Source organism: Pseudomonas azadiae, from assembly GCF_019145355.1.
Lineage (GTDB): Bacteria > Pseudomonadota > Gammaproteobacteria > Pseudomonadales > Pseudomonadaceae > Aquipseudomonas > Aquipseudomonas azadiae.
On sequence record NZ_JAHSTY010000001.1, the window covers coordinates 3,018,970 to 3,031,540 of the forward strand.

Consider the following 12,571-nt stretch of genomic DNA (forward strand, 5'->3'; position numbering starts at 1 on the left):
CGCCAGCATCGCATAGCTAAAGTGGGGCTTGAAACAAAACTGTCATGAAGCGGTTTCTGCGGATATGAAAAAAGGGGCGCGAACGCCCCTTTTTCAGCAGCGGATCAGCTTATTGACCCGGAACGTCCTTGCGCAGTTTCACTGGATCCTGCTGTTTCCTTTTTTTCGCGATAGCGGTGCGCATCTTGATGTTCACCGCCTCGACCGCCAGCGAGAACGCCATGGCGAAGTAAACGTAGCCTTTTGGCACGTGCACGTCGAAGGATTCGGCAATCAGCACGGTACCCACGACCAGCAGGAACGACAGCGCGAGCATTTTCAGCGAAGGGTGCTTGTCGATGAATTCGCTGATCTTGCCAGCGGCCAGCATCATCACCAGTACTGCCACGATGATTGCAGCGACCATGACCGGCACATGGGAGACCATGCCGACCGCAGTGATCACCGAGTCCAGGGAGAACACGATGTCGATGATCGCGATCTGGATGATGGTGTAGATGAACTTGCCACCGGCGCCCTTCGGCTCGTCGTGGGTTTCGTCCTCACCTTCCAGCGCGTGGTACATCTCCTGGGAGCTTTTCCACAGCAGGAACAGGCCACCGAAGAACAGGATCAGGTCACGCCCCGAGATGCCCTCGCCGAAGACCACGAACAGATCGTTGGTCAATTGCATGACCCACGTGATCGAGAGCAGCAACAGGATGCGCGTGACCATGGCCAGCGCCAGGCCGAAGATCCGGGTGCGCGCCTGCATGTGCTTGGGCATGCGGCTGACCAGGATCGAAATCATGATGATGTTATCGATACCCAGGACGATCTCGAGGGCCGTCAGGGTGAAGAAGGCAATCCAGATTTCCGGATTGGTCAGCCATTCCATGTGTATTCCTTTGAGCAAGTGTTAACCGCGCAAGCTGCAGCGCCGCGCGGTGAGTGAGTAGGTACGATTATAGAGTGCTGAACAGCGGAAAAATCCCCATCAGCAATGCGGCGACCATTATGCACAGGCAAACCAGCACTGCCCACTTCAGGGTGAAGCGCTGGTGATCGCCAAATTCGATGCCGGCCAGGGCCACCAGCAGGTACGTCGAGGGAACCAGCGGACTGAGCAAGTGCACAGGCTGGCCAACGATGGAGGCACGGGCCATTTCCACGGCGGTGATGCCGTAGTGGCTCGCTGCTTCGGCGAGTACCGGCAGTACGCCATAGTAGAACGCGTCGTTGGACATGAAGAAGGTGAACGGCATGCTCACCAGCGCGGTGATCACCGCCAGGTAAGGGCCCATCGCTTCCGGAATGACCGCCAGCAGGCTCTTGGACATCGCGTCGACCATGCCGGTACCGGACAGGATACCGGTGAAAATACCGGCGGCGAAGATCAGTCCCACCACCGCCAGGACGCTGCCGGCGTGGGCGGCGACGCGGTCTTTCTGCTGTTGCAGGCAGGGGTAGTTGACGATCATCGCGATGCTGAACGCCACCATGAACAGCACCGGCAGCGGCAACAGGCCGGCAATCAGTGTGCACATCAGGGCCAGCGTCAGCGCGCCGTTGAACCAGATCAGCTTCGGACGACGGGCGTCCGGGAATTGCGACACGCTGATTTCACTGTGGTCGACTTCATCGCCGATCAGGTGCAATTCACCCAGACGGGCACGTTCGCGTTTGCCGTACATGTAGGCGATCGCCAGGATCGCCACGACGCCGGCGGCCATTGCGGGGATCATCGGCACGAAAATGTCCGACGGGTCCACATGCAACGCACTGGCGGCACGGGCCGTCGGGCCGCCCCAGGGGGTCATGTTCATCACGCCCCCGGCGAGGATGATCAAGCCGGCCATGATCCGTGGGCTCATGCCGATGCGCTGGTACAGCGGCAACATCGCGGCTACGCAGATCATGTAGGTGGTGGCGCCGTCACCGTCGAGTGACACCACCAGCGCCAGCACCGCAGTACCGACGGAAACCTTGAGCGGGTCGCCCTTGACCATCTTGAGGATCTTGCGCACGGCCGGGTCGAACAGGCCGGAGTCGATCATCAGGGCAAAATAGAGGATGGCGAACATCAGCATTACGCCGGTCGGCGCGAGCTTGGTGATGCCTTCGAGCATCATCGGGCCGATCTTCGGCGCGAAACCGCCGAACAAGGCAAACAGGATCGGCACGATGATCAGGGCGATCAGCGCGGACAGGCGCTTGGTCATGATCAGGAACATGAACGTGATGACCATGGCAAAGCCAAGGAAAGTCAGCATAGGAATACTCCAGGCGTAGCGCGGCTAGGGAATGGCGAACCGGGCGGGTCAGCGCAGAACGAAAGGCACGAGGCGTACGGGGGGAGTCGGGGCAAACAGGCGGGTACGGACGGACATCGGGAATCACCATTGTTGTTGTGTACAGCCGGTCTGTTGCCGGCAGTTGGAGGTGATCCTAGACGGATAAGCTTTCAGCCAGCTTTCGCTGGCAAAACAGCTGATGAAGGGCAGACACTCGCGCTTCAAATTTGCACAGATCCAATGTGGGAGCTGGCTTGCCTGTGATGCAGACACCTCAGTCATTCAGTTGAACCGAGGTGAGGCTATCGCAGGCAAGCCAGCTCCCACATTTAGACTGTGTTTGGCAGTAGGTTTTCAGGGCAGCTCGAGGCCGCCGGCGGCTTTGTGCAGTGTGCGCAGGTGTTCGCCGATCTGCTTGAGGTTGGCTTCGCAGGCAGCAATCTCGGCGGCGCGGGAAGGATCCAGCAGCGCCCTGACCTCTTTATCCAGCTCGCCGGTCAGCGATTGCAACTGCTTCTGGCGCTCGGCGCTTTCCGATTCCAGGCGTTTGGCTTCCGACGGTTGCGGCAGGCCGTAGCCACCGCTGCCCAGCAGTTCGGCGGGGCGGCTAAGGAAGCCGCTGTTGGCGAGGATCTGCTGCAGCGTGGCGTTGGCTTTCTCCATGCCGCCGTTTTTCAGCTCGCGAGCGCCGAGGTAGCGTTGCTTGACCTCGTCCTGGGCCAGCATCAACTGTTTGCGAAAGCTCGCCTGCTCAAGCAGTAACAGCGCGGCGCTGGTACGCAGGTCCGCCTGGCCGAACCACTGGCGCCGCTCCTTAGCGCTGAGAGACAGCCAGTCTTCGACCTGGGTCTGCTTGATCGGCAGGTATTTGCGCAGTACATCGAACATGGCCTGGTAGCGTTCGCGGAAGGAGTCGAAGTGATAACCCAGGCGCAATGCCCTGCGTTTGTCGTCCAGTACGCTGGTGTCGGCCAGGCCGCGGGCGCTTAGAACCTCAAGCAAACCGTTGGGGGTGATGTTATCCAACCCGGTCAGTTGCGGATTGGCGCTGCCGCTGCGTAACAGTTTCAGGCTCTCCACTGCGCAGTTGTTGGAGATAAAGAAGTAGTTGCCGTCGTAGCTCCAGTGCATTTCGGCAGCATGCTCGACTGTGGCGTTGATTTCCTGGCGGGTCAATTTCAACGGTACGGAGGCCAGGCCGCGCAGCTCAGTCTTGGTGTACTCGTCGATCACTTGTGCCAGCGGCAGCACAAATAACCGCGACGGGTATTTGCCGACCAGGCCATCCCAGCTCGACAGCTGTACATCACCGACGAAAGCGCGGTAGGACAACACCAGGTGCTGGTCCAGATCCAGCCGGCAATCCGGCCCGCGCGGCCGGCCCGGCGCGCAGATCACCAGGCGCAACATGCTGTGGCCCCAGCGGCTGACCAGGTTCTGGTTGGCTTCGGCCAACAGGTAGTCGATTTCGTAGACGCGCTCCGGGTCGACCTGGCCCAGCGGGGTCTTGGCGAAATCGTTGCCAGCGTTCAAGAACGCGTAGGTGTTGGCGCAAGTGTCTTGTTCCGGCGGCGCCCAGCCGAAGTGTTCCTTGTAATAACGAAATAGCGCTGGACGGCGGCAGGCGTAGCTTGGGTCAAGCAGGAAGTACTCCATGTTGACCGCCACGAACTCGAGCGGGCTGGTGGTTTCGTAAATGTCCGGGCTACGGGCGACCTGATGGTTGTTCTGCTCCCTTTCGCCGCGACGACCCACATATTGCGGCCAGCCGGCGAGGTCAAGCAGGCGTGGGTCATCGCTGAGGGTAAAGCGTCGGCCGTTCTGGCCACGGCATTGATCAGGCAGGCCGATCAAGCCGGTGAGGTTGTTCTGGCGGCTGCAACGATTGATCAGCGTGCGGTCTTCCTTGGACCACAGGCGCGCACGGTCGTAGATGTGCGTCAGTTCATGCAGCACGGTGGCAAGCATTTCCCGGCGCACGGTGCCGTGGGGGCGATTGGTTTTCTGGGTGGCTGCGCTGCCATCGGTCAGGCTGGCCAGCAGGTTGCGGTTGAGGTCCAGTTCGGACACCAGTGAAGCTTGCCCATAGGCGTTCCCGGGCATCTTGTCGGTCCAGCCGACATCGATGCGGCGGTCCAATTGCTCGATGAAGCGCGGCGGCAACGAGCGCAGCGCTTCGTCGAGCAACGCCTGGCTGGCCCGCTGTTCAGCCGGGCTCAAACCTTCGGTCTTGAGCCGCAGTTGCAGGCTGGCCTGGGCCGCGCCGGCACACAGCAGCACAGCCCCGGCCAGGAGCCAGGCGGCGATTCGCCTCACAGTGCGAGGATGGCTTCTGCGAGCGTCTGGTCACTGGCGCCGCGGGCTTCCGGCAGGCGTGTGCGCAGGGTGTCGAAGGCAGCTTCCAACCGCGCGCCACGGATATCGCCATTGGTGGCAACGAAACTGGCGGCGTCATCGTGAGCTTCGCGTACGACCTTGGAGTCACGGATGGAGGTGGTGGTGTCCGAGGTGAAATCAATGGTGCGGCCAGAAGCGCGAACAATGATGTTACTGGTGGCCACGAGGGTTTGCGCCTGGGCGACGTCGGCCAACAACAGCAGGCCAAGGGTGGCGGCGATCAGCGGGCTACGCATGGAATAACTCCAGTTACAAAAGATGAAATCAAAGATGGTTATTGGACGAGAATTGCTTGCGCCAGTTCAAGGTCGCTGACGTTAAGTTTTGGCTGGCTGCGGCGCAGATAATCCAGCGCTGACTCCAGCCGTGCGCCCCGCCATTGGCCGTCAGTGGCAATAAACGCGGCAGCATCGTCCTGGGCGGCCATTATCACTTTTCTGTCGAAGGGCGCGGAAGTCACCTTACTGGTGGCGTACGCGCTCGCGACGGTGCCCTGGGTGATCAAGTCAAAGGCCGAAACCAAGGGCGACCAGGTGGTGCAAAGCAACACAGGCACTATTAAAAGGCGATATGAAAAAGCCATGGGACTCGATAACTGAAAGCGAGCGTCAAGGCTAGCGTAATGCCCGGGCGAGAGCCAGTGCCCAGGCATCGGTCCTGCCGTCAGATAGCCAGGATGGCCTGGGCCAGCTGTGCGTCAGTCGCGGTATTGAGTTGCGGTGCTTGCTGACGGATCTGGGCCAGGGCGCTTTCCAGTTTCACGCCACAGATGGCACCTTCGCTTGCCACAAAGCTGGCGGCGTCGTCGCGGGCGGCGCGTACGACCTTGCTGTCGCGCAGGGACGAAGTGGCGTCCGAGCTAGCGTCGGAAGTGGCTTTCAGCGCGCCGACGATGGAATCGGTGGTCACGATAAAGCTGGTGGCGTTGGCGCTGGCGGCCAGGGTCAACAGGGCGGCAGCACTCAGTAAGCGAAAGCGGGACATGGGATGACTCCTTTGGAGGGTAGATAGACGAGGTGGCGCAGGGCCGGCCCTGTCGAGAGCATGGCTTTCATCAAAGGTCAGACGCCGGCTCGGCGACGTTCGCCACGTGATGAGTCAGATATTAATCTGCCGCTTATCTGTTCTGGTAGCGTTTATAGCGGTGTAAAACTGTACCTGTTAATTATATGAAATTAAAAACTGTACTCATGTTGGGCCTGTCTCTGTTTAGAGGGCCTGGTATGAACAACAAAGCCCGCCACCGGTTTCCCGGGGCGGGCTTTGTCTGACAAATCTGGGTGCTGGCAGTGGACCCGACAGGTCAGGGCCAGCGAGCGCTAAGTTAGCGCCAGAACGGCTTGCTCAGCTCTTCGTAGCGTTGAGCTTCGCTGATACCGGCATCAGCCAGCAGACGCGAGTCCAGGCGAGCCAGTTGGTGGCGGCTGGAAATGCGGCGCTGCCACAACATCAGGTTGGCGAGAACGCGCAAAGGCATGGCGGATTGGTTGCTGACAGCTTTTTCAGAGAACAGATCGGAACTGAGTGTACGTTCCATGATGACATCCTTCCGCTTGTGGCGGGATTAGGTAGTGGTTTAACTGATGCCAATGATCCTCTCCCCGCGCAAGACTCTCTAGATACAGTTCACTTGTATTGTGAGAGGGCAGTTAACTGTTTAAGGGTGCTGTACTGTTCGGAAATGGGGCAACTGTACCTGTCTGCACTGAAACAGTGCGAAATAGGTAATTTTGGCGTGGCATGTAAGAAGTTTCGGTAGGAAAAGACCGGTACAGCAGTACAGTTTTTTCAGGAAGTGCGGATTAAGAAGCGAGCTGATGAATCTGTATGCGCATCAGCTCGGATCTGTGTCACTCACGCTTTGAGCATATGCCCGGTTTCTTCCAAGTTAATGTGCCAGCTCAGTGCTTCCCGCAGGATGTGCGGAGTGTGGCCGCCGATAGCGCAGGCGGCATTGAAGTAACTGTTCAGCGCATCGCGGTAGGCCGGATGCACGCAGTTGTCGATGATCACCCGGGCGCGCTCTCTTGGTGCCAAGCCGCGCAGGTCGGCCAAGCCTATCTCTGTGACCAGGATGTCGACGTCATGCTCGGTGTGGTCCACGTGGCTGACCATAGGGACAACACTGGAAATCGCACCGCCCTTGGCAATCGATTTGGTGACGAAGATCGCCAGGTGCGCGTTGCGCGCGAAGTCCCCGGAGCCGCCAATCCCGTTCATCATCCGCGTGCCGCAGATATGGGTGGAGTTGACGTTGCCGTAGATGTCGAACTCCAGCGCGGTGTTGATGGCGATGATGCCCAGGCGCCGCACCACTTCCGGGTGGTTGGAGATCTCCTGCGGGCGCAGCACCAGCTTGTCTTTATAGTGTTGCAGATTGCCGAATACGTCGGCGTTACGGCGTTCCGACAAGGTGATCGAGCTGCCCGACGCGAAGGTCAGCTTGCCCGCATCGATCAGATCAAAGGTCGAGTCCTGCAACACTTCCGAATACATGGTCAGGTCTTCGAACGGTGATTCGATCAACCCGCACATGACCGCGTTGGCGATGTTGCCGATGCCGGCCTGCAACGGGCCGAGCTTGTTGGTCATGCGCCCGGCGTCGACTTCCTGCTTGAGGAAGTTGATCAGGTGATTGGCGATGCCTTGGGTGTCGCTGTCGGGCGGCGTCACGGTGGAGGCGGAATCGGCCTGGTTGGTGATAACGATGGCAACGATCTTTTCCGGCGGGATCGGGATCGCGGTGCTACCGATACGGTCGTCGACCTTCACCAGCGGGATCGGCGTGCGCGTCGGCCGGTAGGTCGGGATATAGATGTCGTGCAACCCTTCCAGGTTCGGGTTGTGCGCCAGGTTGATCTCGACGATCACCTGCTTGGCAAAAATCGCGAAGCTGGCGGAGTTGCCGACGGAAGTGGTGGGAACGATGTGGCCAAGCTCGGTGATCGCGACCGCTTCAATCACGGCGATATCCGGCAGCTTGAGCTGATTGTTGCGCAGTTGCTCGACGGTTTCCGATAAGTGCTGGTCGATAAACATCACTTCGCCGGCATTGATGGCTTTGCGCAGGGTGCTGTCAACTTGAAACGGCATGCGTCGCGACAGTACGCCTGCCTCGGTGAGTTGCTTGTCCAGGTCATTACCCAGGCTGGCGCCGGTCATCAGGGTGATTTTCAGCGGGGAAGTCTTGGCGCGTTCGGCCAGGGCGTGGGGGACGGCCTTGGCTTCACCGGCACGGGTGAAGCCGCTCATGCCGACGGTCATGCCGTCCTCGATCAGTGCGGCGGCGTCTGCCGCGCTCATGACCTTGTTCAACAACGAAGGCAAGCGGATACGATCACGGTACATGGATTGTTATCTCGGGCTACGGAAGCAAGGTGCGCAGTTTAGTGATTTCAAAAGATTTCGGCCCGCTACCATGGTCGAATGCCAGGCGGCGATTTAGAGCCTTTGGTCGGGTTTCATACAGTCATAAAAAACCCCAGCCTATAGCAGGCCGGGGTTTCGAGTATTGCGCTGAAGCAGTGTTACTCGACGGCTTTGACCATATCCTCGATGACCTTCTTGGCGTCACCGAAGACCATCATGGTCTTGTCCAGGTAGAACAGCTCGTTATCCAGGCCGGCATAACCGCTGGCCATCGAGCGCTTGTTGACGATGATGGTCTTGGCCTTGAACGCTTCGAGGATCGGCATGCCGGCAATCGGCGAGTTCGGATCGTTCTTGGCGGCCGGGTTGACCACGTCGTTGGCGCCCAGCACCAGCACCACGTCGGCCTGACCGAACTCGGAGTTGATGTCTTCCATCTCGAACACTTGGTCATAAGGCACTTCGGCCTCGGCGAGCAGTACGTTCATGTGACCAGGCATACGGCCCGCCACCGGATGGATCGCGTACTTCACGGTAACGCCGCGGTGAGTCAGTTTTTCCGTCAGCTCTTTGAGTGCGTGTTGCGCTCGAGCGACTGCCAGGCCGTAGCCCGGGACGATGATAACGGTGTCGGCGTTGGTCAGCAGGAAGGTCGCGTCGTCTGCCGAGCCGGACTTAACCGGGCGTGCTTCCTTGGAGCCTGCAGCGGCGCTGGCGTCCGGTGTGTTGCCGAAACCGCCGAGCAGCACATTAAAGAACGAGCGGTTCATCGCCTTGCACATGATGTACGACAGGATCGCGCCGCTCGAACCCACCAGGGAACCGGCGATGATCAGCATCGAGTTGTTCAGCGAGAAGCCGATACCCGCCGCCGCCCAGCCGGAGTAGCTGTTGAGCATCGACACCACCACCGGCATGTCGGCGCCGCCGATTGGGATGATGATCAATACGCCCAGTACAAAGGCCAGGGCCAGCATCAGCGCGAAGGCAGTAAGGTTGCCGGTGAACATGAACGCCAGGCCCAGGCCCAACGTGGCCAGCCCCAGCACCAGGTTGATCTTGTGTTGACCACTGAACTGTACCGGTGCGCCCTGGAAAAGGCGGAACTTGTACTTGCCCGACAGTTTGCCGAACGCGATCACCGAACCGGAGAAGGTGATGGCGCCGATGGCTGCACCAAGGAACAGCTCCAGCCGGTTACCCGCAGGAATCGCGTCGCCCAAGTGTTTGACGATGCCCAGGGATTGCGGCTCGACCACCGCGGCAATTGCGATGAACACCGCGGCCAGGCCGATCATGCTGTGCATGAACGCTACCAGCTCCGGCATCTTGGTCATTTCTACGCGCTTGGCCATGATCGAGCCAGCGGTGCCGCCGACCAGCAGGCCAGTGATCACGTAGCCGATACCGGCAGTTGCAAGCTCGGCGCCGAGCTTATAGATCAGACCCACGGTGGTGAGCACCGCCAGGGCCATGCCAAGCATGCCGAACAGGTTGCCGCGCCGTGAAGTGGTCGGGTGTGAAAGCCCCTTGAGGGCTTGGATGAAGCAGATCGACGCAATCAGATACAGCGTCGTGACCAGATTCATACTCATTATTTCTGCACCTCTTCTTTAGCTTTGGGCGCTTTCTTCTTGAACATCTCAAGCATCCTGCGGGTGACCAGGAAGCCGCCGAACACGTTGACCGCTGCCAGTGCCACGGCCAGGGTGCCCATGGTTTTGCCCAACGGAGTCACGGTGAGGGCCGCGGCCAACATGGCGCCGACGATGACGATCGCCGAAATCGCGTTGGTGACCGCCATCAACGGCGTGTGCAGCGCGGGGGTGACGTTCCAGACCACGTGGTAACCGACATAAATCGCCAGCACAAAGATGATCAGGTTGTAGATACCGGGGGAGATAAGCTCTTCCATCGTCTGAATCCCTGCTTAGGCGTTTTTGCGGATGACTTGGCCGTCGCGGCACATCAGGCACGCGGCGACGATGTCGTCTTCGAGGTTGATTTCAAACTGCCCATCCTTGTTGAAGACCAGCTTCAGGAAGTCCAGCAGGTTGCGTGCGTATAAAGCAGAAGCATCGGCGGCTACGGCCCCGGCCAGGTTGGTCGGGCCGCAAATGATCACGCCGTTCTGCACTACCACTTGATCGGCGACGGTCAGCGGGCAGTTGCCGCCTTGTGCTGCGGCAAGGTCGATGACCACCGAGCCCGGCTTCATCTGTGCGACGGTCTCGGCGCTCAGCAGGGTGGGTGCCCTGCGGCCAGGAATCAGCGCGGTGGTGATGACGATATCGGCTTGCCTGGCACGTTCGTGCACGGCCAGCGCCTGGCGCTGCATCCAGCTGGTCGGCATTGGGCGGGCGTAGCCACCGACACCGACGGCGCATTCACGTTCTTCGTCGGTCTCGTAAGGCACGTCGACAAACTTGGCGCCGAGGGATTCGATCTGCTCCTTGACCGCCGGGCGTACGTCAGACGCTTCGATTACCGCACCCAGGCGTTTCGCTGTGGCGATGGCCTGCAGGCCTGCGACACCGGCGCCGAGGATCAGCACGCGCGCCGCTTTGACGGTGCCTGCGGCGGTCATCAGCATCGGCATGAAGCGCGGATAGTGATGAGCGGCGAGCAGCACGGCCTTATAGCCGGCGATGTTGGCTTGGGAAGACAGCACATCGAGGCTCTGAGCCCGCGAAGTGCGCGGTGCAGCCTCGAGGGCGAAGGCGGTAATACCGCGCTCAGCGAGTTTGGCAATGGTTTCGTTGCTGAACGGATTGAGCATGCCCACCAATACGGTGCCGCTTTTGATCAGCGCAAGTTCGCTGTCGCTGGGGGCAACCACCTTGAGAACAAGCTCGGCGCCAAACGCATCGTTGGCGCTGCCAAGGGTCGCGCCTGCCGTTTCATAGGCACTGTCGACGATGCTGGCCTGGATGCCGGCTCCGCTTTGTACAGTGACCTTGTGGCCCTGGCCGATCAGCTTCTTGATGGTTTCCGGGGTGGCAGCCACCCGCGTTTCACCGGTCTGGGTTTCGAGAGGAACACCAATGTGCACGTCAAATCTCCTGCATGATCTTTTTGCTTTTGATCTTTTTGTAAAAAGGCCAGTGCGCCACAAGTGGCGCAGCTGGGGCGGCCGATCAGCACGATCCCGCTGAAATGACAGCGGGGCGCGGCATTTTGCAGGCGAACTTTACGGCCTTCAAGGGATTATGACGCGTGACGAAAAATTAACTACAAGTCATCATGTGACTGATTGTCGCAATTGGTCGGGATAACTGATTTAAATACAGTCGCTTACAGGCTTTATTGTGTTTTTTTAGCAGTTTCCCATGGTCGCCATGAATGGTCGCTCATTGGCTCGTAATAGTCGCTCAAAGCCATGTGGTGCATGGCCTTGAGCTATTTTAATGAACGACAGATACAGTCTGTTCAAATGCGACATATACGTACATCTGTAGGATTCTCAATTAACTGACTACAAAGTCATAAGCTTGGTTAGAGCCCAGGAATATTGGTGCTGTAGCGCTGTGACTGATCGATCAGCCAGTCCCTGAATGCCTGCAGCGAGACTGATTCGACTTTCTTGTCGGGAATCATCAGGTAGTAAGCCTTGGCGCTGGTCAGTGGCTCAGTGCACGCGATCACCAATTGATGCTCCTCCAGTTCGCGCTGGATGAAGAATGGGGGGATCAGCGCAATCCCCATGTCATGCATCGCTGCCTGGGACAACATCGAGAATAGCTCGTAACGCGGTCCTGTCATGTCGCGAGGTACGGTCAGCTGTTGGGCATTGAACCATTGGCGCCACGCGTAAGGTCGAGTGGTCTGCTGCAGCAGGGGCAGCTCTGCGATCTGTCGAGGGCTGAACTGGGTTGCGCTGCCCAAGAGCCGAGGGCTGCATACGGGCACGGGGTTCTCTCCCATCAGCCGGTGTGATTCGGTGCCGGACCAATCGGCATCGCCGAAGTAGATCGCTGCGTCGAACTCCGTGTCGGCAAACAGAAACGGGCGTGTGCGGTTGGTCAGGTTGACGGTGACTTGCGGATGTTGGCGCTGGAAATCCTTGAGGCGAGGTATTAACCACTGAGTGCCGAACGTGGGGACCACGGCCAATTCGATGGTGTTGGCGCCTTGCTGTCCCATGACGGACAGCGTGTCGCGCTCCACCGCGTCCAGTTGCGTGGCGACGCGACGGCTGTAGGACAGCCCCGCTTCCGTCAGCTTCACCCCGCGCCTTGAGCGCCGAAACAGCTCGACACTTAAAAACTCTTCAAGGCTGGCGATCTGTCGACAGATGGCGCCTTGAGTGATCGAAAGCTCATGCGCGGCCTTTGTAAAGCTCTCGTGGCGGGCTGCGGCTTCAAAACTGACGAGGGCGGTGGTACTGGGAATTTTTCTACGCATATACCGTGTCCTCACTTATAAAGCGCCTGTGCGCCCTTTTTGGACGTTACGAAGTGAGAAATTAGCACAACCCTATGCGCAAACCTCGTTTGCCCTCTGCGACTGACGGGCCTAGGCTGCTTTCACGA

General features: G+C 59.3%; 12 protein-coding genes. All 12 read right to left on the reverse strand.

Features of this window, described 5'->3' with window-relative positions; all coding sequences use genetic code 11:
* Window positions 1-109: 109 nt before the first annotated feature.
* Window positions 110-877 (reverse strand): TerC family protein, encoded by a 768-nt coding sequence (locus KVG91_RS13785; protein ID WP_169377761.1) that lies wholly within the window; start codon window positions 875-877, stop codon window positions 110-112.
* A 67-nt stretch (window positions 878-944) separates the two neighbouring features.
* Window positions 945-2,252: a CitMHS family transporter gene (locus KVG91_RS13790; RefSeq protein WP_076952249.1), complete on the reverse strand. Its 1,308-nt coding sequence runs from the start codon at window positions 2,250-2,252 to the stop codon at window positions 945-947.
* Window positions 2,253-2,627: 375 nt separating this feature from the next.
* Complete coding sequence (locus KVG91_RS13795) at window positions 2,628-4,589, reverse strand: DUF7844 domain-containing protein (protein ID WP_169377762.1); 1,962 nt, start codon at window positions 4,587-4,589, stop codon at window positions 2,628-2,630.
* Window positions 4,586-4,906, reverse strand: a complete 321-nt coding sequence (locus tag KVG91_RS13800) for a DUF2388 domain-containing protein (protein ID WP_169377763.1) — start codon at window positions 4,904-4,906, stop codon at window positions 4,586-4,588. Before KVG91_RS13800 ends, KVG91_RS13795 begins: the two co-directional genes overlap by 4 nt.
* A gap of 38 nt (window positions 4,907-4,944) precedes the next feature.
* The gene (locus tag KVG91_RS13805) at window positions 4,945-5,253 is read right to left on the reverse strand and encodes a DUF2388 domain-containing protein (RefSeq protein WP_169377764.1); all 309 of its coding nucleotides are present in this window, start codon (window positions 5,251-5,253) and stop codon (window positions 4,945-4,947) included.
* An 80-nt stretch (window positions 5,254-5,333) separates the two neighbouring features.
* The gene (locus KVG91_RS13810; protein ID WP_169377765.1) at window positions 5,334-5,654 is read right to left on the reverse strand and encodes a DUF2388 domain-containing protein; all 321 of its coding nucleotides are present in this window, start codon (window positions 5,652-5,654) and stop codon (window positions 5,334-5,336) included.
* Window positions 5,655-5,994: 340 nt separating this feature from the next.
* Window positions 5,995-6,207, reverse strand: a complete 213-nt coding sequence (locus KVG91_RS13815) for a DUF1127 domain-containing protein (protein ID WP_076952254.1) — start codon at window positions 6,205-6,207, stop codon at window positions 5,995-5,997.
* A gap of 317 nt (window positions 6,208-6,524) precedes the next feature.
* The gene (locus KVG91_RS13820; protein ID WP_169377766.1) at window positions 6,525-8,018 is read right to left on the reverse strand and encodes an acetyl-CoA hydrolase/transferase family protein; all 1,494 of its coding nucleotides are present in this window, start codon (window positions 8,016-8,018) and stop codon (window positions 6,525-6,527) included.
* A 179-nt stretch (window positions 8,019-8,197) separates the two neighbouring features.
* Entirely contained in the window at window positions 8,198-9,634 is a 1,437-nt protein-coding gene (locus KVG91_RS13825; RefSeq protein ID WP_169377767.1) for an NAD(P)(+) transhydrogenase (Re/Si-specific) subunit beta, read from the reverse strand.
* Complete coding sequence (locus tag KVG91_RS13830; RefSeq protein WP_003233786.1) at window positions 9,634-9,954, reverse strand: NAD(P) transhydrogenase subunit alpha; 321 nt, start codon at window positions 9,952-9,954, stop codon at window positions 9,634-9,636. The genes KVG91_RS13825 and KVG91_RS13830 overlap by 1 nt, the downstream gene beginning before the upstream one ends.
* A 15-nt stretch (window positions 9,955-9,969) precedes the next feature.
* The gene (locus KVG91_RS13835; RefSeq protein ID WP_169377768.1) at window positions 9,970-11,091 is read right to left on the reverse strand and encodes a Re/Si-specific NAD(P)(+) transhydrogenase subunit alpha; all 1,122 of its coding nucleotides are present in this window, start codon (window positions 11,089-11,091) and stop codon (window positions 9,970-9,972) included.
* Between the two features lie 443 nt (window positions 11,092-11,534).
* Window positions 11,535-12,443: a LysR family transcriptional regulator gene (locus KVG91_RS13840; RefSeq protein WP_169377769.1), complete on the reverse strand. Its 909-nt coding sequence runs from the start codon at window positions 12,441-12,443 to the stop codon at window positions 11,535-11,537.
* Window positions 12,444-12,571: the final 128 nt, after the last annotated feature.

Bases quoted from the DNA above. Each gene is read 5' to 3' on its own strand.
- KVG91_RS13785 (WP_169377761.1), bottom strand. From the start codon at position 877: ATGGAATGGCTGACCAATCCGGAAATCTGGATTGCCTTCTTCACCCTG.
- KVG91_RS13790 (WP_076952249.1), bottom strand. From the start codon at position 2,252: ATGCTGACTTTCCTTGGCTTTGCCATGGTCATCACGTTCATGTTCCTG.
- KVG91_RS13800 (WP_169377763.1), bottom strand. From the start codon at position 4,906: ATGCGTAGCCCGCTGATCGCCGCCACCCTTGGCCTGCTGTTGTTGGCC.
- KVG91_RS13805 (WP_169377764.1), bottom strand. From the start codon at position 5,253: ATGGCTTTTTCATATCGCCTTTTAATAGTGCCTGTGTTGCTTTGCACC.
- KVG91_RS13810 (WP_169377765.1), bottom strand. From the start codon at position 5,654: ATGTCCCGCTTTCGCTTACTGAGTGCTGCCGCCCTGTTGACCCTGGCC.
- KVG91_RS13815 (WP_076952254.1), bottom strand. From the start codon at position 6,207: ATGGAACGTACACTCAGTTCCGATCTGTTCTCTGAAAAAGCTGTCAGC.
- KVG91_RS13820 (WP_169377766.1), bottom strand. From the start codon at position 8,018: ATGTACCGTGATCGTATCCGCTTGCCTTCGTTGTTGAACAAGGTCATG.
- KVG91_RS13825 (WP_169377767.1), bottom strand. From the start codon at position 9,634: ATGAGTATGAATCTGGTCACGACGCTGTATCTGATTGCGTCGATCTGC.
- KVG91_RS13830 (WP_003233786.1), bottom strand. From the start codon at position 9,954: ATGGAAGAGCTTATCTCCCCCGGTATCTACAACCTGATCATCTTTGTG.
- KVG91_RS13840 (WP_169377769.1), bottom strand. From the start codon at position 12,443: ATGCGTAGAAAAATTCCCAGTACCACCGCCCTCGTCAGTTTTGAAGCC.